Raw genomic sequence first — 23,974 nt, forward strand, 5'->3', positions numbered from 1 at the left:
ATATCTTTGTTTTACAAAAGAGGAAAGTCCACTCCAGGCACGGAGCGGACAAGCTGCCATCATGAGCAGTAAGCAGAAGTCGATTATTAAATGTAAACGGAGCATAGTAAGTCATTCGGTACAGGATTATGCAGTCCTATCCATCGACACAAAATAACTGTAAGGTCACAAATATGACGCCTACATTGCAAGGATCTCTTGTCACGCTCCGTCCTCTGCTTAAGACAGATGCTCAGCTATTGATTGATGCGGCTGCGGATGGGGAACTCTGGTCCCTGCCATTTACGGTAGTTCCGTCTGCTGACACAGCTGATTCGTACATTCAGAAAGCCCTGAAGGGGCAAACTGAAGGCACAGTCATGCCGTTTGCTGTAACGCTCTCATCAGACCAACGCGTCATTGGGTCAACACGTTTCTGGAAGATTGACAGAGAAAACCGAAAGCTCGAAATTGGTCATACCTGGTATTCACAAAGCTGGCAAAAAACAGCTGCAAATACCGAGAGTAAACTGTTACTGCTGCGATACGCCTTTGAGCAACTGAAGTGTGTTCGCGTTCAGTTTACGACTGATGTATTGAATGAGCGCTCTCAAGCTGCCATTCTCCGTATTGGCGCAGTCCAGGAAAGCATCATAAGAAATGAACGAATTATGCCTGATGGCCGAAAACGTACTTCTATACGGTATAGCATAATTGATGATGAGTGGCCGCAGGTTCGGACTAACCTTGAGCGCCGCCTCTCCAGTTACAGCAAAGAGAAATAACTCGAGCTTTTGCGGGCGGAAGATGTGACTTTTGTCTGACGTCCGCTTATGGCACAGAGCGGACATACTGGGTGAGTCGGACGCCCGCATAACGTTAACAGGCGTCCAATATTTTGAAGTGGGCAGATTACTTAACCCGCTTCCCCGTTTCGTCAATGACCTTCTCACCATCCTCTTTGGTAAACGCTCGTTTCTGACCTTCCGGTAGAATATCCAACACTATTTCTGAAGGGCGGCAAAGACGAGTGCCAAGCGGCGTAACGACTATCGGCCGATTAATCAGGATCGGATGTTGAAGCATGAAATCAATCAACTGCTCATCACTAAATTTCTCTTCATCAAGACCCAGGTGTTCATAAGGCTCAACATTCTTACGCAGTAATGCACGCACCGTAATTCCCATTTCTGAAATAAGTTTAATCAGCTCATCACGGGTCGGTGGCGTATCGAGATAATAAATTATCGTCGGTTCGTTGCCGCTGTTACGGATCATCTCCAGCGTGTTACGAGAAGTGCCGCAGGCAGGGTTGTGATAGATGGTAATGTTGCTCATATCTGTATCTCATTACAAAGTGATGGAGAACCGCAACGCCAGCGCGGCCAGAGTGACAAACAGCACGGGCAGAGTCATGATAATGCCAGTGCGGAAGTAATATCCCCATGTAATCGTTATATTTTTCTGGGCAAGCACATGCAGCCAAAGCAAGGTTGCCAGACTGCCAATCGGGGTGATTTTCGGGCCTAAATCGCAGCCAATCACATTGGCATAAACCATAGCCTCTTTGACGACGCCAGTCGCCGTACTCCCGTCAATCGACAGTGCGCCAATCAGCACCGTCGGCATATTGTTCATCACCGATGACAGGAACGCGGTCAGGAAACCGGTGCCGAACGTTGCTGCCCATAACCCCTTTTCTGCCAGCAGGTTCAGCACGTCAGACAGATACTCCGTGAGTCCTGCATTGCGCAGGCCATAGACCACCAGGTACATGCCCAGCGAAAAAATAACAATCTGCCATGGCGCACCGCGCAGGACTTTTCCGGTGTTGATGGCATGACCTCTTTTCGCCACTATAAACAGTACTGCTGCGCCAGTAGCCGCTATCGCACTGACCGGGATCCCCAGAGGCTCCAGCACAAAGAAACCGACAAGCAGCAATAACAGGACAATCCAGCCCGCCCTGAACGTTGCCGGATCCTTTATCACACTGGCAGGCGTCTTCAGCAGCGAAACGTCATACGTCTCCGGAATGTCCTTGCGGAAGAAGAGATGCAGCATGACCAGAGTGGCCGCAATCGCGGCTACATCTACGGGGATCATAACGGAGGCATACTGCGTAAAGCCCAGACCGAAAAAGTCCGCCGAGACGATATTCACCAGATTGGAAACTATCAGCGGCAGGCTGGCCGTATCTGCAATAAATCCTGCGGCCATGACAAAGGCCAATGTCGTGTCCTGGCTGAATCCCAGTGCGAGCAGCATCGCAATTACAATCGGCGTCAGGATCAGTGCGGCGCCGTCATTGGCAAACAACGCAGCAACAGCGGCCCCAAGCAAGACTATCCAGGTAAACAAAAGGCGGCCACGTCCGTTACCCCAGCGGGAGACGTGCAGTGCGGCCCATTCAAAGAAGCCGGACTCATCGAGCAGCAGGCTGATGATGATGACCGCAATAAATGCCGCTGTCGCGTTCCAGACGATATTCCAGACAACGGGAATATCAGCGATATGGATGACTCCGGTACCCAGCGCCAGCGCAGCTCCGATACTCGCGCTCCAGCCAATACTCAGACCTCTGGGTTGCCAGATCACCAGTACCAGCGTCAGTAAAAATATACTCCCTGCCAAAAACATTTCAAACCCCGTTATATATGATTATGTGAATATGTTTTCCTTCCTCAGCAAGAGGTGCAGGCCGACTTTGCCAACCATTCCCGCACATCTTCCCGAAGGCACTGCCAGGACGTCGTGATTGTCTCAGCGGCCCACGCAGGAATATGAGGTGACAGACGATAGTGAATCCATTTGCCTTCCCGACGATCCAGAACTAGCCCAGACTCGCGAAGAATAGCCATATGGCGTGATATTTTGGGCTGTGATTCGGCGGTAGCTGCACAGATATCGCACACGCACAGTTCTCCGGACTCCCGCAGAAGCATGACAATGGCGAGCCGTGTTTCATCCGACAGGATTTTGAAAAGCTGAACAGGTTGTAGCATTTTCCTCTCCGTTCACTTTAGAATACATATATGATAAATCATATATATTAACTTTGAAATCATCTGCTCTCTCTGGAGGAGAAAAATGGAACAATTTCCTGCCCTGAATACTGAATGCTTTGATCAAGCCATCGCTGAACGCCTGCATCTGCAGGAGCCACCAAGAATTCTGATCCTGTATGGTTCAGTAAGAGAGCGCTCCTACAGCCGCTTTGCCGCGGAGGAAGTAGGTCGCCTGCTGACGGCGATGGGCGCGGAGGTGAAACTCTTTAACCCCTCCGGTTTACCCCTGCCGGATGATGCGCCGGACACGCATCCCAAAGTCACCGAGCTGCGCGGTCTGGTCAGATGGTGTGACGGGATGGTGTGGAGTTCTCCGGAACGGCACGGTGCTATGAGCGCGGTGATGAAAGCGCAGATTGACTGGATACCCTTAAGTGAAGGCGCGGTTCGTCCTTCGCAAGGCAAAACACTTGCGGTAATGCAGGTCTGCGGCGGTTCACAGTCCTTCAATGCCGTGAACCAGATGCGTATTCTGGGTCGCTGGATGCGGATGTTCACTATCCCCAACCAGTCCTCTGTAGCCAAGGCATGGCAAGAGTTCGACGAAAACGGACGAATGAAACCTTCGTCCTGGTATGACCGTATCGTCGATGTAGCCGAGGAGCTGTTTAAAATCACGCTGCTGCTTAAGGGACAAACCGGTTATCTTGCAGATCGTTACAGCGAGCGAAAAGAGAGCCATCAGGAGCTTTCATCCCGCGTCAATCAGGACAAAATATAACGTCCTTGCTTATTGAGCTCAAACGTCCGCTCCTGGCACGAAGCGGACGAGCTAACTGAGATGAAGGTCCGCTGTAAGCGAGGAGCAGATATTGGATTTGAGAACAGTTATGTTCGTGTGCATATCTATGATGGCAAATTATCATCCAAATCCAGTTGGTTGTAAAACTCCTGCTCCAGTTTCGTTTCCAATATCGAACGAATCTCAAACGCCAGATTTTTATAAAAAACTGAGAACTCATCATTCTTGCACAGCAGAACAATTTTACGACGCTCTTTACGCTTTTTGATCCGGATAATCTTCAGCAAGTTAGAAAAAGCAGGAATAGTAGTAATGAACAACGGCGTCGTTAACGTCCACCCGTAACCACAGGATATTAGTTTCAATATTTCATCAGCATTGTCCATTTCAAACTGAATGGTAGGAGAAAAGTTATGCCATTTCAGCCAGTTAAGTGTCTGGATTCCCGTTGGCGTATTTTGGGTATAAGCAATGTAGTTCCGCTGTTTACATAATTCTTCCAGCTCTGTTTCCGGCCATGATTTGGGGCAAATACATAGAAACTCTTCCTCAATCAAAGGATACATTCTAACATTGGGTGGCATTTCAGTATACAGCATGGTTACAGCAATATTAATATTCCCATTATTAAGTGCCTGGAGTAATCCGGATGCTGTGCCAGTCACCTGAAAAATATGCTTCACCTGTGGTTGCAGGAATTTCAGGATATCCAGGCCAACGGTTTTACTAATTGAATCCACAAACCCAATTTTCAGATTTGAAATATGTCCGTCGCTTATTGCATTGATACGTTCTTGCAGGTGGACACCGTTATCAATAATTTTTTTTCCTAACGGGTAGAGTGCTTGTCCGGCTATCGTCATCTGGATTGGTCGCTGTGAACGGTTGACTAGAGCAGTATTTAATCCGAGCTCCAGGTTTGCAACCTGCTGCGAAATTGATGACTGAGTCACATTCAGTTTCCTCGCTGCGGCTGTAAATGAGCCAGTGTCTATCACGGCTAAAAATGCCTGCAATTGCTTAAAATCAAAGTTAATATCCTTCATTTTCACCCTTTATTATTAAATTTTTTAATAGTATCTATTTAACTTTTAAATGGTATTTTTTCTTTGAGCTACTTCAAACTATCTGTTACATCGCTAAATTAATGTATAGGCAACCTTAATACACAAGAGAAACAGATATGCGTGAAGAAAAAGATCTATTAGGAACTCTAATGGTGCCAGATGAGGCCTACTATGGTATTCAAACACAACGTGCGGTGCTGAATTTCTCCGTGTCAGGAAAAACAGCAGGAGAAATTCCACACTTTTTATGGTCTATCGCCGCAATCAAGCAAGCGGCAGCAGAGGCTAACAGACAAATTGGTGCGCTGGATGAACAGAAAGCGTCAGCCATCGTTACTGCGTTGAAAGAGGTAATGGCCGGCGATTTTGATGCCCATTTCCCTATTGATATTTTTCAAGGGGGAGGCGGCACTTCAACCAATATGAACATGAATGAAGTAGTCGCAAACCGGGCCAGTGAGCTAATCACTGGCAAACGCGGATATGATGAGATTCACCCAAATACCCATGTTAACATGGGGCAGTCAACGAATGACGTCATCCCTGCGGCGATGAAAATGACCAGCCGTATGAATATAAATCAATTGTTAATTCAATTAGAAGAACTTGAAGCGGTGTTGTCAGAAAAAAGTTTTCTGTTTTCTGACAAGGTGAAGTTGGGGAGAACCTGCTTACAAGATGCAGTGCCGATGACGTTTGGCCAGCAGTTTGGCGCTTATCGCACGCAGGTCAGCAAACTTAGAGCAAAAATGGCTGAAGTAAGCGAAGAAGCATTGTTTTTACCATTGGGCGCGACAGCTATAGGTACAGGCCTGTCCACTCACGAAGGATATATCCCGGCAGTTTATCAGTGGCTGGAAATCATTACTGGGGATAAATACACGCCAGAATCGGATTTCTTTGACGGTCTTCAGCACGGTGATTTTTATATTGAATTTTCCGCACAGCTAAAAAAAATAGCTGCGTTTCTCTCCAAAATGGCTACCGATTTTCGTATACAAGGTTCAGGACCAAGAGCGGGGTTTAATGAAATTATTGTCCCTGCTGTCCAACCGGGCTCTTCAATTATGCCGGGAAAAATTAATCCTGTAATACCTGAATTGATAAATCAAATTGCGTATCAGGTGATTGGTAATGACGTAACTGTGACGATGGCTGTGGAGGGCGGTGAGCTTGATCTGAACGTGTGGGAACCTGTGTTGTTGAAAGTTCTCTTTGAATCCTGCTCATTATTAAGTAAAGGGATACCGTTATTTATTGATAAATGCCTGAAGGGTATTGCGATCAACGAAAAAGTGAGCGCCCGTTATGCAGAGGAAAGTACAGCGCTTGCGACTATCATCTCCACATTATTTGGCTATCAGGTAGGATCTAGAATCGCCAAAACTGCATTTCAGCAGCAGACCAGTGTAAAGCAGGTCGTGTTAGCAGAAAATCTGTTAACACCAGAACAGGCAGATTACTTGCTTGATCCAATGAATATGACTGACCCACAAAAAAGTACAGCAGTGATTAAGCGGTATCAAAAAGAAATGAATATTTTGTAGGAACCCGATTTAATAAATAATTATTTTTGACTTGAGGTAATGAATGTAAAAATTCATTACCTTGGCATCCACTTTGCGTGAAATAAAAATAAAAACAGGATAATTATATGGTAATGTTTCATATCGTTTTATTGCTGGGGACTATCATGGTTGCCGCCCGTTGGGGGGGAATTGGAGTAGGGTTTGCTGGTGGGGTTGGATTAGCAATTTCAGTTTTTATTTTTGATGTTCCTGTGGGGACTCCGCCTGTCGACGTCATGCTCATTATTCTGTCCACCATTGTAGCGCTCTCTGCAATGCAACAGGCTGGCGGAATGGATTATTTAGTAACTCTGACAGAGAAATTATTACGTAACAATCCAGGTTACCTTAATATTCTTGCGCCAACAGTGACCTTTTTCCTGACGGTACTTTCCGGTACGGGATATACCGCTATGTCAGTCATGAATGTGATTCAGGAAGTTGCAAAAGATAACGGTATTAGACCCAGCCAACCATTAAGTTCTGCTGTTGTTGCTTCGCAGTTAGGAATTACAGCCTCACCAATCTCTGCAGCTACAGCAATTATGTATGGTACTGTAGAGGTAATGGGAGTCAGTTTTGGTGATGCTATGTTGATTGTTTTTCCCACAGCTTTTTTTGCTATGCTGGTTGCAGCTTTTATCGCCAGCAGACAAGGTGAAAATTTGGCTGATGACCCCATTTGCAAAAAAGTTATGCAAGAAAATAAAATTGTTATAAATAAACATGTCAACAACGAAGTTCCCGCAAGGGCTAAATCCTCGGTAGTCATTTTTTTGGTGGGTGTTATATTTGTAGTTTGTATGTTGCTGTTTAAATCGGTTGTTGGGCATGCAATTAATTCTCGTGATCTAATAATCATCACCATGTTTGTTGTTTCTACGTTAATTGTTTTTATCTGTAAACTTGATATGAAAGAACTGAAGAACACACCTATATTTAAATCTGGTGCTGAATCACTGGTTGTGGTGTTAGGTATTGTGTGGTTAAGCAGTACACTTATTGGCGCACATATCGATGAGATAAAAATACAAGCCAGTGATATGTTACGTATGTATCCGGGACTACTGGCGGTAGTTTTTTTCTGTACCAGCGCAATGTTATTCAGTCAGGGCGCAACATGTGCTTTATTGATGCCTATTGCCGCCTCTATTGGTATTAGCGTTGATGCCATTTTGGCCAGTTTCGTCGCTGTTAGTGCACTTTATCTCACTAACATTTACCCAACAACGGCATTTGCAATTGCAACTGATGATACTGGCTCATTTTTAAGTAAACGGTGGAATGGTTCTAAGATAATTAATCATCCATTCTTTTTACCGGGCTGTATCTCTATATTAGTTGCAGTCCCAATCGGTTTTGCCCTGGCAAAAATTATTCTTTAATTTATATGATTACCAATCAGATATAGGAAATAGTAAGATGCAATCCAAAACATTTTATCATTTACAGGTTAACAGTGATTCATAGCTTAATAGCTATCAAAAACAACGTCCGCTTCTGGCACACTGCAGTCACGTTCCTGACGCTGAAGGTCTGCTGAGAGCGAGAAGCGGACACGGGAATAGTTTTCAATAATAATCAGTACGTATTGAGCAGAACTAAATTCTTAAGATATGCTTTAATTTGATGTACATCTATTCAAATGTTGAAGAATTTCTTCACTAATATCAAAGATGCAGTCTAAATGCTTACTGTGCTCAATAATTCTACTATGTAAATTCGGATTACCACATCCTTCTACAAACTCTGACATTTGTCTTGCATCAAATAGCTCATCCTTTTCAGCTATCAGAACAGTTACAGGTAATGGCAATGCTGCAATTTGCCTTGCAGGTTGACGCGGCGTCAAAGCATTCGCCATATTCACGCTGTATCGCTGAACAAATTCAGGTCTTAATAGCATAACCTCATTGGGAAAATTAAGAGTAACTGCATAACAGTTACCGCATAGTAATCCCACACTGAGCGCATTTAGTACGAAAGGCCACTTGCTCACAGACGCGAATGGAACCATTGTTCTTCTGCAAATTTTAGCTGGCGCAAAAGGCCCAAACTCAGGCGCAAGTAAAATCAGGCTGTCACTTTGTTGAGAGGGGGTGAATCGAGTAAAATAATTGATCAACATCCCCCCTCCGCTTGAATGGCCAAGCAAGTGAACTCTGGCCCAGGGGAACTTTACGCGAACATGTTCAAGAACAGTGTCGATATCCTGCCAGACCTGCTCAGGATTAGAAACGCTACCTTTGTTACCCAATGAGCGCCCGTGTCCACGGATATCTATGAGGCATGTACAAATAGCTCCACGATGACTTATCTGATGAGCAAGGATATCGTAACCAGCATCTGAGTTGACTCCACCACCGTGGTAAACGATAAGAACATCCTCAACTGCGCTTGCGGGTTCAAAGATGCGAATGTTTAGTCCTGCTATCAAATATTCAGCTACATTTTTAGCAAGTGGTAATAAAGTTCTGAGTTGTTTATAGCGGTCGTTAAAACTTATGAAATCAATCACGTCAAAAAATCCATGCAGATGAAGATCGGTATCCTAAGAATGTATTGCTCAAAGTATGCACTGTTTTTTTCTTCAGAACTCATACTGAGCGGATTTTCTCCAAAAAAATTCCGCCTAACTTCTTTCTTGGTCCTGATCTTCAACTTCCGCTCCTGGCACAAAGCCGCCCCTATCCCCTGTTATCGTTTCTCGTATCAACCGCAGCGTCCTGAAAAACTACGTATTATTGCGAGGCGCTTTCCTGTTTCCTCCATCCAACATTTCCCCTTACTCCCCATTTTTTATTCTCTAGTCTCAACTTGTCAATTCAGAATGTAGTTTATAAAATACATGGAACGTACTCATGGAAATTCTTCAGACAATGGTTTTCCAGCGTTGGGAGAAAAACTTACGGGACAGGAGAGCTAAAACGCTCATTGCTACACGCCTTTTTCGTTTGGTTCATGGTTTAGCTGGTGATGTCAAACCTGTTGGAGAATGCTCGCCCGTTCACTGGATTATCAAGAGATCTTCCACCATGAATAAACTTACGCAGTACGATCCCGCAACTGCGCTGGTCGATGATGAAGAAATTGCCATTTTTATGGCCGATGCCCTCGAAACAGGCGATGCAGCGTACATTGCAAAAGCATTGGGCGTGGTGGCTCGCGCTAAGGGAATGGCGAACATCGCGGCAGAAACGGGATTATCCCGCGAACAACTTTATCGCTCTTTTAGTGAGAAAGGTAACCCAACGCTGAAAACTACGCTTGCAGTGATGAAGGCGCTCGGTATTGAATTGACGCTTAAAAAATAGTCTCAGCATCTGTCTCCTCTTCCAACATCGTGAGCCATATCAGGAAGGCGTTAGATCGATAGTGGTAGCATGACCGCGGTTTGTAATTTTCTGATTACATGGAGAAATGATGGAACTGCTTTTATTGAGTAACTCGACGCTGCCGGGCAAAGGCTGGATGGAACATGCGCTGCCGCTGATCGCAGAGCAACTGAATGGTCGCCGCACGGCGGTGTTTATTCCATTTGCCGGCGTGACGCAAACCTGGGATGAGTACACGGCGAAAACGGCAGCCATCTTTGCGCCAATGGGCGTTAACGTTACTGGCATTCATACCGTTGCCGATCCGATTGCAGCCATTGAAAACGCCGAACTGGTGATTGTCGGCGGGGGTAACACCTTCCAGTTGCTGAAAGAGAGCCGCGAGCGCGGACTGCTGGCGCCGATTGTCGATGTCGTCAAACGCGGCGCGCTGTACATCGGCTGGAGCGCGGGTTCCAACCTTGCCTGCCAGACCATCCGCACCACCAACGACATGCCGATTGTCGATCCAAAAGGCTTTGATGCGCTGGGTCTTTTCCCGCTGCAGATTAACCCGCACTTCACCAACGCGCTGCCGGAAGGCCATAAAGGCGAAACGCGTGAACAGCGTATTCGCGAGCTGTTGGTTGTGGCGCCGGAACTGACGGTGATTGGTTTACCAGAAGGGAACTGGATCAAGGTGAGCAACGGTCAATCCGTGCTTGGCGGTCCGAACACCACCTATATCTTTAAAGCGGGTGAAGAAGCGGTTGCCGTTGAGGCGGGTCACTGCTTTTAGTTGGTTTGTTGTCTGATACCGGATGGTAGCTTCGCCTTATCCGGCATCAAGGTAGACGACAACATTGACGGTTATCCGTAGGCCCGGTAAGCATCAGCGCCACCGGGCAACCTTTCATCTGTCCTCGTTAGTACTCACGCTCGTCGTCTTCATCCGGCTGTTCCAGCACACTGTAAGCCACAGAGCAAAACAGTGAGTTCAGACGCTGCATATCGCCCAGCAACGCCAGGTGCAGGGAACTGGTCTCAATGCTCTGCACGTTCTGCTGATGCAGACGATCCACGTGCGCATGCGAATAACGACGGTTAAGGATGCGGAAACGGTGCTTGCTGCGGCGCAGACGACGGGCGCTGGTCACGTCGCCAGAGAAGAATACCGACATCGCCAGTTGCAGATTACTGAGCAGTTGATCGTACAGTGCATCAAGTTCTTTCAGCCCTTCGACAGAGAATGCCCGACGCGCTGCCAGCGACTTGTCGGCAATCTCGCTGCCCATACGCTCAACAATATCCGACGCCTGTTCAAGGTTGAGCGACATTTCGATAATCTCAGCCCAACGGCGCGACTCTTCTTCTGCCAGTTCATCCTTTGGCATCCTCGCCAGATAGAGCTTAATCGCCGTGTACAGTACGTTGATATCGTCCGCCATCCTGCGCAACTCTTTCTCTTCACGCGGTTCGCCGTGCATCACCTTCTTTAGCCCGTCCATCATCTGCTCCATCGCATCGCCAATACGCAGGGCTTCACGGGCGGCATTGGCCAGAGCCAGGGTTGGGGTATCCAGTGCGCTGATGTCCAGATGCTTAGGCTTCAGGTGGGCGTCCAGTTCCGGCTCATCACGGATAATACGTTTGCAAAAACGCGCCATCGGTTCGGCGAACGGCACCATCGCTATGCAACGTACCAGGTTGTAGAAAACATGGAAATAAATGACCAGCTCAGATTTCGGCAGTGGCAGCTCATCCATCAGATTCGCCAACGGATGAACAAACGGCAGGATAATCAGACTCCCCACCAGCTTAAACAGCAGGCTGCCAAGCGCCACGCGACGGGCAGCAGCGTTAGCCGCGCTATTGTTGAGCATCGCCAGCAGGCCAGAGCCAAGGTTGGCGCCAATCACCAGGCACAACGCGACAGGAAACGAGATAATGCTGGCAGCGGTCAGGGTTGCCGTCAGCAAAACCGCCGCCAGGCTGGAGTAACTGATAACCGCAAACATAGCGCCAATCAGCGCATCCAGCATAATATCGCCGGTCAGCGAGGCGAAAATAACCTGTACGCCGTTAGCCTGGGTTATCGGCGTGACCGCCTGCACAATCAGCTCCAGCGCCAGTAAAATCAACCCCAGCCCGATGCCAACCCGCCCCAGTTGCCCCACGCGGGACTGCTTACGTCCAAGAAAAAAGATCACGCCGATGAAAATCAGCAGTGGCGATAACCATGAGAGATCGAAGGTCAGGATACGCGCCATCAGCGCGGTCCCCACGTCGGCGCCCAGCACAATGACCAGCGCCGGGGTAAGCGCCACGAGGTCCTGGGCGACAAATGAGGTCACCAGCATAGTGGTGGCGTTGCTGCTTTGCACCAGCGCCGTCACGCCGATACCCGCACAAAAGGCGAGCGGCTTCTTTTCAACGCTACGGCTGAGTACGGTACGCAAACGGGCGCCAAAGACGCGCATCACGCCGGTACGCACAATATGTGTGCCCCAAACCAGCATAGAGACAGCAGAAAGCAGGTGTAACAGAGTTAGCACGGAATCAGGTTCTCCTTATCGTTATATGTTCCTGAGGTTCATCGCAATGACATACCGCCTGACGGCGCTACGCTTATCAGGCCTACAAAAATGAGCCATCCAGCAAGCAATGCCGATGAACGTTCTTTCAGTATAAGGGTTTAAACGTAAGAAAGAGACAGGGCACTCATTGAGTGCCCTGTTTGTTGTAAAGAAAGATGACAGTTTTGTGAATCAATCGGCGTCGTAGCCCAGATTAGGCGCTAACCAACGTTCAACTTCCGCCACGCTCATACCTTTGCGGAAGGCATAATCTTCAACCTGATCACGCTGAATTTGCGCCACGGCGTAATACTTACTGTCAGGATGACTGAAATACCAGCCGGAAACCGAGGCCCCAGGCCACATGGCGAAGGATTCGGTGAGCTTCATCCCGGTATGTGCTTCGACGTCCAGCAGCTCCCAGATGGTGGCCTTTTCGGTATGTTCCGGGCACGCCGGGTAGCCCGGCGCCGGGCGAATGCCCTGGTAGTTTTCGCGGATCAGCTCTTCGTTACTGAGGTTCTCATTCGCCGCATAGCCCCAGTAGACTTTACGCACGCGCTCATGCAGATATTCCGCGAATGCTTCCGCCAGACGGTCAGCGATGGCTTTCACCATAATCTTGTTGTAGTCGTCATGCTGCGCTTCGAAGGCGTCCGCCAGCGCATCCTCCTCCAGACCGCCGGTCACCGCGAAGGCACCGATGTAATCCGCTTTGCCGCTCAGTTTCGGCGCGACAAAGTCAGACAGGCAGTAGTTGGCGAAGCCGACTTTTTCCGTCTGCTGGCGCAGGTGATGACTCACGCTGATAACATGCGTACGCGTCTCGTCACGGTAAATCTCGATGTCGTCACCCACGCGGTTAGCCGGGAACAACCCCACCACGCCGCGCGGGTTCAGGGTTTTCTCAGCGCTGAGTTTATCCAGCATGTCGTTGGCGTCCTGGAACAGGCGCTTCGCCTCTTCGCCCACCACTTCATCTTCGAGGATGCGCGGATACTTCCCGGCCAGCGACCAGGTCATAAAGAACGGCGTCCAGTCGATGTAATTGCGCAGCGTTTCGATGCTGGCCTCGACTTCCTGCACGCCTAAACGATGCGCGACCGGCGGCGTGTAGCTTTCCCAGTCGAAGGCCAGATCGTTATCACGTGCGGCCTGTAACGTTACCGGCGGCGTGCGAGGTTTCTTACGCGCATGCTGGATGCGCACGGTTTCATACTCTTTACGGGTACGGGCAACAAAGTCATCGCGCTGGGTGTCGGAGAGCAGCGCAGCCACGACACCAACGGTACGCGAGGCGTTTTGCACGTAAACCGTCGGGCCGCTGTAGTTCTGCTCAATTTTCACCGCGGTGTGCGCTTTTGAGGTGGTCGCGCCGCCAATCAGCAGTGGGATGGTGAAGCCCTGACGCTCCATCTCTTTCGCCACGTTGACCATTTCGTCCAGCGACGGGGTGATAAGCCCGGAAAGGCCAATCAGATCGGCATTCACTTCACGCGCCGTTCTGAGGATTTTCTCCGCGGGCACCATCACGCCAAGATCGACGATTTCGTAGTTGTTACATTGCAGCACCACGCCAACGATGTTCTTGCCGATGTCGTGCACATCGCCCTTCACGGTGGCGATGACCATCTTGCCGTTGCTGGAGCCTTTCTCTTTACTGGCTTCGATATACGGTTCGAGGTAAGCCACCGCCTGTTTCATCACGCGGGCTGATTTCACCACCTGCGGCAGGAACATTTTGCCCTCGCCGAACAGGTCGCCGACCACGTTCATGCCGTCCATCAGCGGCCCTTCGATCACCTCAATCGGGCGTTCGGCCTGCTGGCGCGCTTCTTCTGTGTCGAGCTCGATAAATTCGGTAATGCCTTTCACCAGCGAGTATTCAAGGCGCTTTTTCACGTCCCAACTACGCCACTCCGCCATCTGGGCGTTCGCGGTGTCGTCGGTTTTACTGCCGCGATATTTCTCGGCCAGTTCCAGCAGACGCTCGGTACCATCTTCACGACGGTTGAGGATCACATCTTCAACCGCGTCGCGCAGTTCGGTCGGGAGGTCGTCATAGATAGCCAGCTGTCCGGCGTTGACGATGCCCATATCCATCCCGTTGCGAATCGCGTAGTAGAGGAATACCGCGTGAATAGCCTCACGTACCGGGTCGTTGCCGCGGAACGAGAAGGAAACGTTAGAGACGCCGCCGGAGATCAGCGCGTGCGGCAGCTCGCGTTTAATATCTTCACAGGCGCCGATAAAGTCCTGCGCGTAGTTGTTGTGCTCTTCAATCCCGGTTGCCACGGCGAAAATGTTTGGGTCGAAGATGATGTCTTCCGGCGGGAAGCCCACTTCTTCGGTGAGAATTTTGTACGCCCGGCGGCAAATCTCAATTTTACGTTCGCGGGTATCCGCCTGGCCCTGTTCGTCAAAGGCCATCACCACCACCGCAGCACCGTAGCGACGCAGCAGCTTCGCGTGATGGATAAAGATCTCCACCCCCTCTTTCATCGAGATGGAGTTAACGATGCCTTTACCCTGAATGCACTTCAGTCCTTTTTCGATGACTTCCCATTTCGAGGAGTCGATCATAATCGGCACGCGGGCGATGTCCGGCTCGCCGGCAATCAGGTTGAGGAAGCGCACCATCGCCGCTTCGGCGTCGAGCATCCCCTCATCCATGTTGATGTCGATAATCTGCGCGCCGCTTTCCACCTGCTGGCGGGCGACGTCCAGCGCTTCGCTGTATTTCTCTTCTTTGATCAGACGCTTAAATTTCGCTGAACCGGTGACGTTGGTACGTTCGCCGACGTTAACAAACAGGCTATCGTCGCCAATGTTCAGCGGTTCAAGGCCGGACAGCCGGCAGGCCACCGGGATTTCTGGCAACTTGCGCGGCGGTAAACCTTCTACCGCCCGGCTCATCGCGGCGATATGTTCCGGCGTGGTGCCGCAACAACCGCCAACCACATTGAGGAAACCGGCCTCGGCCCATTCGCGAATCTGTGTCGCCATGGTGTCGGCGTCGAGGTCGTACTCGCCGAAGGCGTTCGGCAGCCCGGCGTTCGGGTGCGCGGTGACGTAGCATTCGGCAATGCGTGACAGCTCCTGCACGTACTGGCGCAGCTCGTCCGGGCCTAAGGCGCAGTTCAGACCGAAGGTCAGCGCATCGGCGTGACGCAATGAGTTATAGAACGCTTCGGTGGTCTGGCCGGAAAGCGTACGCCCGGAGGCGTCGGTAATGGTACCGGAAAGCATAATCGGCAGCTCGACGCCCAGCGCTTCGAACTCGGTTTTTACCGCGAAAATAGCGGCTTTAGCATTGAGGGTATCGAAGACGGTTTCAATCAGGATCAGGTCGCTGCCGCCTTCCACCAGCGCTTTGGTGGATTCGCGATAGGCGGCCACCAGCTGGTCAAAGGTAATGTTGCGGTATGCCGGGTCGTTGACGTCGGGCGAGATGGAGGCCGTACGGTTGGTTGGACCAAGCACGCCCGCGACATAGCGCGGTTTGTTCGGCGTGCGCGCCGTCCATTCGTCTGCCGCCGCGCGCGCCAGCTTCGCCGCCGCAAAGTTGATTTCCGCCGACAGGGATTCCATCTGGTAATCCGCCATGGCGATAGTCGTGGAGTTAAAGGTGTTGGTTTCGATGATATCCGCGCCCGCCTCAAAGTAGGCGTTATGGATCGCGGCAATCACCTCCGGCTTGCTGAGCACCAGCAGGTCGTTGTTGCCCTTCAGGTCGCAAGGCCAGTCGGCGAAGCGCTCGCCGCGGAAATCCTCTTCGCTCAGACGATATCCCTGGATCATGGTGCCCATCCCGCCGTCCAGCACCAGAATACGTTCATTTAACTGCTGACGTAATTGTTCTACTTTGCTGCTCACACTCGCTCCCGACAACGCTCAACCAGACCGAAAAAAACTCAACAGGTCATACTGGCACAAACCTGAGAGGCGGAAAAGAGAACAACGGCCAACATGAGACATGTTCAGCTTCACTCATCCGATCAGTACAGGAATTCTTGCATTATAATCGAATAAAACGAAAATGATTTCCACGATACAGAAAAGGAGTCCGCCATGGTTGCCCCTGTCCCCGCGAAACGCGGTAGAAAACCCGTCGCTGCCACTACGCCTGCAACCGGGCAGGTTCAGTCTTTGACCCGGGGTCTGAAGCTACTGGAGTGGATTGCGGAATCCAACGGCAGCGTGGCGCTAACCGAGCTGGCGCAGCAGGCCGGTCTGCCAAACTCAACAACCCACCGTCTGTTGACTACCATGCAGCAGCAAGGTTTTGTCCGCCAGGTGGGCGAATTAGGCCACTGGGCTGTGGGTGCGCATGCGTTTATCGTCGGCAGCAGCTTTTTGCAAAGCCGCAATCTGCTGGCGATTGTGCACCCCATTCTGCGCAAACTAATGGAAGATTCGGGTGAGACGGTAAACCTGGCCGTGCTGGATCAAAGTGACCATCAGGCCATTATTATCGACCAGGTGCAGTGCACCCAGTTGATGCGCATGTCTGCGCCTATCGGCGGCAAGCTGCCGATGCACGCCTCCGGCGCGGGCAAGGCATTTTTATCTCAATTGAGTGAAGAACAGGTTACCGGTCTGCTGCACCGCAAAGGGCTACACGCGTATACCCATGCCACGCTGGTGTCGCCGGTCCATCTGAAAGAGGATTTGGCGCAGACACGTAAGCGCGGCTATTCCTTTGATGATGAAGAACACGCGCTGGGCCTGCGCTGCGTGGCGTCGTGCATTTATGATGAACACCGTGAGCCGTTCGCCGCCATCTCCATTTCCGGGCCAATTTCACGTATTACCGATGACCGCGTGACCGAGTTTGGCGCAATGGCGATCAAAGCAGCAAAAGAAGTCACGCTGGCGTACGGCGGGTTTAGATAAGCAAGGGTTGGGACTGATTTGTAGACCTGATAAGCGCAGCGCCATCAGGCGCGGCGTACATTGCCGGATGGCGGCGCAAGGGCCTTATCCGGCCTACGGTCGGTTTCATAACGTACGCTAAACCGCTGCCGACGACGGTAAGCGTAAACATCTTCCACGTGACCTTCCCGGATCCGCGTTTGCAGCCCTCGCCAGTAGTCGGCGCTGAACAGGTCGGCGTGCATCTCCTCAAACAACGGCCCGATGCGCGGGTCGGCACATAACCAGTGACGAAACTCTTCCGGGAAGACATCCCCCGGCGACACGCTGTACCACGGTTCAGCGCTCATCTCATCTTCCGGGTAGCGCGGCGGTGGGATATGGCGGAAATTCACCTCCGTCATATAGCAAATTTCATCGTAGTCGTAGAACACCACGCGCCCGTGGCGGGTCACGCCGAAGTTCTTAAACAGCATATCTCCCGGGAAAATATTGGCGGCGGCCAGCTGACGAATGGCGTTGCCGTACTCTTCTATCGCGTCGCGCAGTTGCTGGCCTTCGACCTGCTCCAGCCAGATATTCAGCGGCACCATGCGCCGTTCGATATACAGATGGCGAATAACAATCTGATCGCCGAGATCGGTAATTTTTTCCGGCGCTTCCTGTAGTAGCAGCGCCATCAGCGCCGGGTCGATTTGCCGTTTATCCAGCACAAAGTTTTCAAACTCCTGGGTATCGGCCATGCGCCCGACGCGGTCGTGCTCTTTCACCAGCTGGTAGCAGGCGCGGACGTGCGCGGCGGACATCTCCTTTTGCGGCGCAAATTTGTCTTTGATGATTTTAAACACCCGGTCGAAGCCCGGTAGGGTAAACACCAGCATCACCATGCCGCGGATCCCCGGCGCTTCGATAAATTGCTCATCGCAATCAGCGAGATAAAGCAGATACTCGCGGTAGCTTTCGGTCTTCGCGTGTTTCTGACAACCAATCGCCATATACAATTCAGCGGTGGTTTTACCGGGCAGGATCTCGCGCAGCCACTCCACTAACGCCGCGGGCAGCGGAGCGTAAACCATAAAGTAGGAGCGGGCAAAGCCAAACACAATGCTCGCTTCCGCCGTCGTGGTCAGACAGGTATCGACAAACAGTTCGCCTTCGTCAGTCCGGTGGATTGGCAATAAAAACGGCAGCGTCCCGGAAGGGGTAATCAGCTTACCGACCAGCCAGGCGGCCTTATTGCGATAAAACAGTTCGTTCGCCACCTGTAAATGACAGCGCGGCAACACATCCGCACCCAGAGCTTCGGTGAGGTGTTCGATGATGTAGTGGATATCACGATGTTTGTTCTGCCACGGTAGACGCAGAGGCAGATCGCTGAGAACGCGCGTAAGCAGCCACTCCCAGCCGGTATCAGGAAAAAAGTCTTTCGCCAGCGGGCGGGGGATCGTGCGAAAACGGCGCTCTGGCTGAGAGCTAAAAATAAACAGCCGCTCGGGAGTCAGCGAGCGGTGGTCAAATAACCGGCAGTAAACGGAGTTAAAGAAGCTCTCCGCAATCTCGAAGCGCGGATAATCCGGCAAGAGCCGGGTGTAATGATCTTTCACGCGGAGCAAAAAATCCGCGTCGGTACTTTTGCCGTCAGTAATGCAGCGCAGCTGTTCCACCACCAGACCCACATGATGATCGTAAAGGTGAATACGGCTTTTCATCGCCTGCTGAACCGCATGCCAGTCGGCATGTTCAAAACGCTGCTGCGCGCCGGAGGTGACTTCCAGAAAACGCCCGTACTGGGCGTCGAAACCTTGTAAAATTGTCTGAGCAATCAGTAATTCCAGGCCACGCGTCATCGATTTCTCCCATCCGGCACAACGTCATGCCGGATGGCGCATACGCTTTTCCGGCCTACATCCCTTCGTAGGCCCGGCAAGCGCAGCGCCACCGGGCATTGATCAGAACTGCGATTCTTCGGTGGAACCCGTTAACGCGGTAACGGAAGAGGTGCCGCCCTGAATGATGGTGGTAACTTTATCGAAGTAGCCGGTACCCACTTCCTGCTGGTGGGACACGAAGGTATAACCGTCTTTTGCCGCCGCAAATTCTGGCTGCTGCACCTTCTCAACATAGTGGCGCATGCCTTCACCCTGCGCATAGGAGTGCGCGAGGTCGAACATGTTGAACCACATGCTGTGAATACCTGCCAGGGTAATGAACTGGTATTTATAGCCCATGTCCGACAACTGCTGCTGGAAGCTGGCAATGGTTTTATCATCCAGGTTTTTCTGCCAGTTAAACGACGGCGAACAGTTGTAGGCCAGCAGTTTACCTGGGAATTTCGCATGAATGGCATCGGCAAAGCGCTTCGCCAGTTCGAGGTCTGGTGTGGAAGTTTCACACCACACCAGATCCGCATACGGCGCGTAGGCCAGACCGCGGCTGATCGCCTGCTCAATACCAGCATGTGTACGGAAGAAGCCTTCGCAGGTACGTTCGCCAGTAATGAACTCGCTGTCGTAGGCGTCGCAGTCAGAGGTAATCAAATCAGCTGCGTCAGCATCGGTACGCGCAATCACCAGCGTCGGCACGCCCATCACGTCGGCAGCCAGACGGGCCGCCACCAGTTTCTGAATAGCTTCCTGAGTCGGTACCAGCACCTTACCGCCCATGTGACCGCATTTTTTCACTGATGCGAGCTGATCTTCGAAGTGAACGGCTGCTGCACCAGCCTCAATCATCGATTTCATCAGTTCAAACGCGTTCAGAACCCCGCCAAAGCCCGCTTCCGCATCGGCAACGATCGGCAGGAAGTAATCCACGTAGCGCGGATCGTTCGGCTCAATACCGCTTGACCATTGGATCTGATCCGCACGACGGAAAGTGTTGTTGATCCGATCCACCACTGCCGGGACGGAGTTCGCCGGATACAGCGATTGATCCGGATACATGCTGGAGGCCAGGTTGGCATCTGCCGCCACCTGCCAGCCAGAAAGGTAAACCGCTTCAATACCGGCTTTCGCCTGTTGCAGCGCCTGGCCGCCGGTCAGCGCGCCGAGGCTGTTGATATACCCTTTCTTCGACTCACCGTGCAGCAGACGCCACATTTTCGCCGCACCAAGCTGCGCCAGCGTGCATTCCGGGTTGACCGAGCCACGTAATTTCACCACATCCTCCGCGCTATATGGACGGGTGATGCCTTCCCAGCGCGGTTGAGTCCACTCTTTCTGTAATTCTTCGATTTGTTGATTACGGGTTTTCATGTGCAGATGCTCCATATTGTTATGTGGTGAGTTAAGCCAGCAGGCGGTAACCTGGCAGGGTCAAGAAATCGATCAGTTCATCAGAGGTAGTGATTTGCTCCATCAGACGCGCGGCATCGTCAAAACGCCCGCTGCTGTAGCGGTGCTCGCCCAGTTCGTCCTGAATCACCAGCATCTCTTCGGCCAGCATCTGGCGGAACAGCGGTTTGGTCACCGGCTTGCCGTTGCTGAGCGTTTTCTGGTGGTGGATCCACTGCCAGATGGAGGTGCGGGAGATTTCGGCGGTGGCCGCATCTTCCATCAGACCGTAAATCGGCACGCAGCCGTTACCGGAGATCCACGCCTCGATATACTGCACCGCGACACGGATATTGGCGCGCATACCCTCTTCGGTACGCTCACCTTCACAGGGCGCCAGCAGCTGTTCTGCGGTAATTGGCGCATCTTCTTCACGCGTTACAAACAGCTGATTTTTGTTTTCTCCGAGCACGTCGTTGAATACCGTCATTGCGGTATCTGCCAGGCCCGGATGGGCAATCCATGTACCGTCATGACCGTTATTCGCTTCCAGCGCTTTATCCGCTTTTACCTTGCTCAGAACCTGGTTGTTACGCTCGGCATCTTTACTGGGAATGAACGCAGCCATGCCGCCCATCGCGAACGCGCCGCGTTTATGACAGGTTTTAATCAACAGACGCGAGTAGGCGCTAAGGAATGGCTTATCCATCGTCACCACCTGACGGTCCGGCAGCACGCGGTCCGGGTGGTTCTTCAGGGTTTTGATATAGCTGAAAATGTAATCCCAGCGGCCACAGTTCAGGCCCACAATGTGATCACGCAACGCGTGCAGAATTTCGTCCATCTGGAAAACAGCGGGCAACGTTTCAATCAGCAGGGTCGCTTTGATGGTGCCGCGCGGCAGATTAAAGCGGTCCTCTGCATAGCTGAACACTTCACTCCACCAGGCAGCTTCTTGCCAGGCCTGCGTTTTTGGCAGATAGAAATACGGGCCACTGCCTTTTGCCAGCAACGCTTTGTAGTTGTGGAAGAAGTAGAGTGCAAAATCGAACAGGCTGCCAGGGATGGCTTCGCCACGCCAGGTGACGTGTTTTTCCGGCAGATGCAGACCACGCACACGACACACCAATAAAGCTGGATTGGGTTTAAGTTGATAAATTTTACCCGCTTCGTTGGTGTAACTAATGGTGCCATTGACCGCATCGCGCAGGTTGATCTGCCCGTCGATAACTTTGCTCCACTCAGGGGCCAGCGAATCTTCAAAGTCAGCCATAAAGACTTTGACGTTCGCGTTCAGCGCGTTGATGACCATCTTGCGCTCAACCGGTCCGGTAATCTCTACGCGGCGATCCAGTAAATCATCAGGAATACCGCGAATTTTCCAGTCGCCCTCACGAATGGAAGCTGTTTCCGAAATAAAATCAGGCAACTTACCGTTATCAATATCCTGCTGCTGCTGGATCCGCGCAGCCAGAAGCTTATTCCGCTTAGGCGTAAATCTTGTCACCAGTTCAGTCAGAAACTCCACCGCTTCTCCGGTCAGGATTTGCTGCTCCTGTTCGCCACGCGGCCTGGTGAAGACCAGTTCATCGGTTGTCGTTGCCTGTTGATTCATTGCGTAGTTCCTCGTCAGTGATCCAAACACATCCCCAATGCGAACGAAGGATCGTTGTGCGGTTTTCGTTCAGCACAACTAAGACTACTCATTTAAATTTCAAAATCAAAAACAATTTCCATTTTTAAATTAATTATCCATTAACTTATTGATAACAATATAAATAAAATTTAATTACACAGTGAGGTGCGTTTCGGAAATAAAAAAGGCACCCGAAGGTGCCTGATTCAACATGCTGAAACGCTTAAGGATCGTCTGCTACAGAAGATTAATCCAGCGTTGGATTCATGTGACGCAGATCATATGGCGTGATCTGGTAGACGTAATAGTTGAGCCAGTTGGTAAACAACAGATTGCCATGGCTACGCCAGGTTGCCCGCGGTTTGTTTTGCGGGTCATTTTTCGGGAAGTAGTTATAGGGTACTTCCGGGGATAAGCCCGCTTCAACGTCACGAAAATATTCGCTACCGAGCGTGTGCGCGTCATACTCGGGATGACCCGTCACAAAGGCAATGCGTTTATCTTTACTGGCGAACAGATAGGCATCGCCCTCTTCCGTTTCGGCAAAAATCTCGAGATCGGTATAGTCGCGGATAAGTGCGGCAGGGAAGTCGGCATAGCGCGAATGAGGGGCCAAAAATGCATCATCAAATCCGCGCGTCAGCAACGCATGAGGATGCAGAATATGATGCTCATAGACGCCGGAGAGTTTATCCGTGCGAGTTTGCTTGGGAATGCCATAAAGGATATTCAATGCGGCCTGTACCGCCCAGCAGACAAACAGCGTCGAGGTAACGTGATCTTTAGCCCACTCAAGAACCTGTTTTATCTGCGGCCAGTAAGCCACATCATTAAACTCAACCAGACCCAGCGGCGCCCCTGTAACGATCAGTCCATCAAAGTTCTGATCGCAGATATCCTCGAAATTACAGTAAAAGTTATTCAGATGCTCCGTTGGGGTGTTGCGTGACTCGCGGGCATCGATGCGCAATAGCTGAACATCTACCTGTAGCGGTGAGTTAGACAATAAACGCAGGAACTGGTTTTCCGTTTCAATCTTCTTCGGCATCAGGTTGAGGATAAGTACCTTCAGTGGACGGATTTCCTGACCGGAAGCGCGGGATGTCGTCATGACAAAGACGTTTTCCTCACGCAAGAAATTGACGGCGGGTAGTTCGTCCTGCACGCGAATTGGCATAACCTGATAACCTCACTACATACGTTTAAACGTTTAGACATCCAGATAGCTGAAGATACCCAGGAATTAGCAGAATGTCGAGCCTACATCCTCAAGTTGAGAAAGTTTCACGGTTCCTTGCTGTAGAATAGTGCAGTAAAGAAAAAAGGAGAATGCTATGACCTTTACCATCCGTCGTTCGCGTCAGGACGAAGGAGACAAGTTAGTTTCTATTTGGTGTCGCTCAGTGGATGCCACGCACCATTTCCTCTCTGCGGATTATCGGGTTGAACTGGAACAGCTGGTACGTTCTTTTTTACCAGAAGCCCCTCTATGGGTTGCAGTGACAAAGCAGGATGAGCCAGTCGCCTTTATGCTCCTGACCGATCAGCATATAGATGCCCTGTTTGTCGATCCGGATGTGCGTGGTAGTGGTGTTGGTAAACTATTGATTGAACATGCTTTATCAATGAGTTCCACGCTAACAACTAACGTTAACGAACAGAATGAACAAGCGGTTGGATTCTATAAGAAGATGGGATTTAGCGTGACGGGACGTACAGAGGTGGACGATCTTGGGCGCCCCTACCCGTTGCTCAATCTCGTGCGCGGGTAGCAGGGCAAGTTTTTACGTGGTGCGTGATTGCCTGATGCGCTGCGCTTATCAGGCCTACATCCAGGTCACAACGGCTGTGTTCACCACAGACGCAAAAAAGCCCAT

Annotated in this window: 19 protein-coding genes; 8 read left to right on the forward strand and 11 right to left on the reverse strand. The window is 50.9% G+C overall.

What is annotated here, in order from left to right; genetic code table 11:
- Window positions 1–173: 173 nt before the first annotated feature.
- A complete protein-coding gene (locus OGV69_RS01180) occupies window positions 174–764 on the forward strand; it encodes a GNAT family N-acetyltransferase (protein WP_069325170.1) in 591 nt (196 codons plus the stop codon).
- 127 nt (window positions 765–891) lie between these two features.
- Here OGV69_RS01180 and arsC read toward each other — a convergent pair whose 3' ends face one another.
- Genes arsC through OGV69_RS01195 form a run of 3 tightly spaced genes read right to left on the reverse strand, consistent with a single transcriptional unit; the run spans window position 892 to window position 2,984 of the window.
- Window positions 892–1,317 (reverse strand): glutaredoxin-dependent arsenate reductase, encoded by a 426-nt coding sequence (arsC, locus tag OGV69_RS01185; RefSeq protein ID WP_069325169.1) that lies wholly within the window; start codon window positions 1,315–1,317, stop codon window positions 892–894.
- Between the two features lie 12 nt (window positions 1,318–1,329).
- Window positions 1,330–2,619: an arsenic transporter gene (locus OGV69_RS01190; RefSeq protein WP_069325168.1), complete on the reverse strand. Its 1,290-nt coding sequence runs from the start codon at window positions 2,617–2,619 to the stop codon at window positions 1,330–1,332.
- Between the two features lie 44 nt (window positions 2,620–2,663).
- Window positions 2,664–2,984, reverse strand: a complete 321-nt coding sequence (locus tag OGV69_RS01195; protein ID WP_038636209.1) for a transcriptional regulator — start codon at window positions 2,982–2,984, stop codon at window positions 2,664–2,666.
- A gap of 85 nt (window positions 2,985–3,069) precedes the next feature.
- On the opposite strand from OGV69_RS01195, the gene arsH reads away from it, so the two are divergent.
- Window positions 3,070–3,768 (forward strand): arsenical resistance protein ArsH, encoded by a 699-nt coding sequence (gene arsH / locus OGV69_RS01200; RefSeq protein WP_069325166.1) that lies wholly within the window; start codon window positions 3,070–3,072, stop codon window positions 3,766–3,768.
- A gap of 125 nt (window positions 3,769–3,893) precedes the next feature.
- On the opposite strand, the gene OGV69_RS01205 is transcribed toward arsH, so the two are convergent.
- Window positions 3,894–4,835, reverse strand: a complete 942-nt coding sequence (locus tag OGV69_RS01205) for a LysR family transcriptional regulator (RefSeq protein ID WP_069325165.1) — start codon at window positions 4,833–4,835, stop codon at window positions 3,894–3,896.
- 137 nt (window positions 4,836–4,972) lie between these two features.
- On the opposite strand from OGV69_RS01205, the gene OGV69_RS01210 reads away from it, so the two are divergent.
- Both OGV69_RS01210 and OGV69_RS01215 read left to right on the forward strand, forming a co-directional pair.
- On the forward strand, window positions 4,973–6,403 hold the full coding sequence (locus OGV69_RS01210; protein ID WP_227409164.1) for an aspartate ammonia-lyase: 1,431 nt from the start codon (window positions 4,973–4,975) through the stop codon (window positions 6,401–6,403).
- Window positions 6,404–6,510: 107 nt separating this feature from the next.
- Window positions 6,511–7,809, forward strand: a complete 1,299-nt coding sequence (locus tag OGV69_RS01215; RefSeq protein WP_038636199.1) for an anaerobic C4-dicarboxylate transporter — start codon at window positions 6,511–6,513, stop codon at window positions 7,807–7,809.
- A gap of 236 nt (window positions 7,810–8,045) precedes the next feature.
- Here the strand turns inward: OGV69_RS01215 and OGV69_RS01220 are convergent, their stop codons facing one another.
- A complete protein-coding gene (locus OGV69_RS01220; RefSeq protein ID WP_069325406.1) occupies window positions 8,046–8,942 on the reverse strand; it encodes an alpha/beta hydrolase in 897 nt (298 codons plus the stop codon).
- A 517-nt stretch (window positions 8,943–9,459) separates the two neighbouring features.
- On the opposite strand from OGV69_RS01220, the gene OGV69_RS01225 reads away from it, so the two are divergent.
- Together OGV69_RS01225 and pepE are read left to right on the forward strand one after the other, a co-directional pair.
- Window positions 9,460–9,738 (forward strand): addiction module antidote protein, encoded by a 279-nt coding sequence (locus OGV69_RS01225; protein WP_038636193.1) that lies wholly within the window; start codon window positions 9,460–9,462, stop codon window positions 9,736–9,738.
- 109 nt (window positions 9,739–9,847) lie between these two features.
- On the forward strand, window positions 9,848–10,537 hold the full coding sequence (gene pepE / locus OGV69_RS01230; RefSeq protein ID WP_032942056.1) for a dipeptidase PepE: 690 nt from the start codon (window positions 9,848–9,850) through the stop codon (window positions 10,535–10,537).
- A 127-nt stretch (window positions 10,538–10,664) separates the two neighbouring features.
- Here the strand turns inward: pepE and OGV69_RS01235 are convergent, their stop codons facing one another.
- Both OGV69_RS01235 and metH read right to left on the reverse strand, forming a co-directional pair.
- On the reverse strand, window positions 10,665–12,293 hold the full coding sequence (locus tag OGV69_RS01235) for a Na/Pi cotransporter family protein (protein ID WP_038636190.1): 1,629 nt from the start codon (window positions 12,291–12,293) through the stop codon (window positions 10,665–10,667).
- Window positions 12,294–12,506: 213 nt separating this feature from the next.
- Window positions 12,507–16,190 carry a methionine synthase gene (metH, locus tag OGV69_RS01240; protein WP_069325405.1) on the reverse strand — a complete coding sequence of 1,228 codons (3,684 nt, stop codon included), beginning with the start codon at window positions 16,188–16,190 and terminating at the stop codon, window positions 12,507–12,509.
- 195 nt (window positions 16,191–16,385) lie between these two features.
- Between metH and iclR the strand changes: the two genes are divergently transcribed.
- Window positions 16,386–17,210 carry a glyoxylate bypass operon transcriptional repressor IclR gene (iclR, locus tag OGV69_RS01245; RefSeq protein WP_069325404.1) on the forward strand — a complete coding sequence of 275 codons (825 nt, stop codon included), beginning with the start codon at window positions 16,386–16,388 and terminating at the stop codon, window positions 17,208–17,210.
- Window positions 17,211–17,254: 44 nt separating this feature from the next.
- On the opposite strand, the gene aceK is transcribed toward iclR, so the two are convergent.
- The 4 genes from aceK to metA all read right to left on the reverse strand — a co-directional run bounded on the left by aceK (window position 17,255) and on the right by metA (window position 23,274).
- The gene (gene aceK / locus OGV69_RS01250) at window positions 17,255–19,036 is read right to left on the reverse strand and encodes a bifunctional isocitrate dehydrogenase kinase/phosphatase (protein ID WP_069325403.1); all 1,782 of its coding nucleotides are present in this window, start codon (window positions 19,034–19,036) and stop codon (window positions 17,255–17,257) included.
- Between the two features lie 102 nt (window positions 19,037–19,138).
- Window positions 19,139–20,443 (reverse strand): isocitrate lyase, encoded by a 1,305-nt coding sequence (aceA, locus tag OGV69_RS01255; RefSeq protein ID WP_069325402.1) that lies wholly within the window; start codon window positions 20,441–20,443, stop codon window positions 19,139–19,141.
- Window positions 20,444–20,474: 31 nt separating this feature from the next.
- On the reverse strand, window positions 20,475–22,076 hold the full coding sequence (aceB, locus tag OGV69_RS01260) for a malate synthase A (protein WP_069325401.1): 1,602 nt from the start codon (window positions 22,074–22,076) through the stop codon (window positions 20,475–20,477).
- A 268-nt stretch (window positions 22,077–22,344) separates the two neighbouring features.
- Window positions 22,345–23,274 (reverse strand): homoserine O-acetyltransferase MetA, encoded by a 930-nt coding sequence (gene metA, locus OGV69_RS01265; RefSeq protein WP_069325400.1) that lies wholly within the window; start codon window positions 23,272–23,274, stop codon window positions 22,345–22,347.
- Between the two features lie 157 nt (window positions 23,275–23,431).
- On the opposite strand from metA, the gene OGV69_RS01270 reads away from it, so the two are divergent.
- Window positions 23,432–23,869 carry an acetyltransferase gene (locus OGV69_RS01270; protein ID WP_069325399.1) on the forward strand — a complete coding sequence of 146 codons (438 nt, stop codon included), beginning with the start codon at window positions 23,432–23,434 and terminating at the stop codon, window positions 23,867–23,869.
- The last annotated feature ends 105 nt before the right edge of the window (window positions 23,870–23,974 follow it).

Source organism: Citrobacter sp. Cc139, from assembly GCF_030334645.1.
GTDB classification, from domain to species: Bacteria; Pseudomonadota; Gammaproteobacteria; order Enterobacterales; family Enterobacteriaceae; genus Citrobacter; species Citrobacter werkmanii.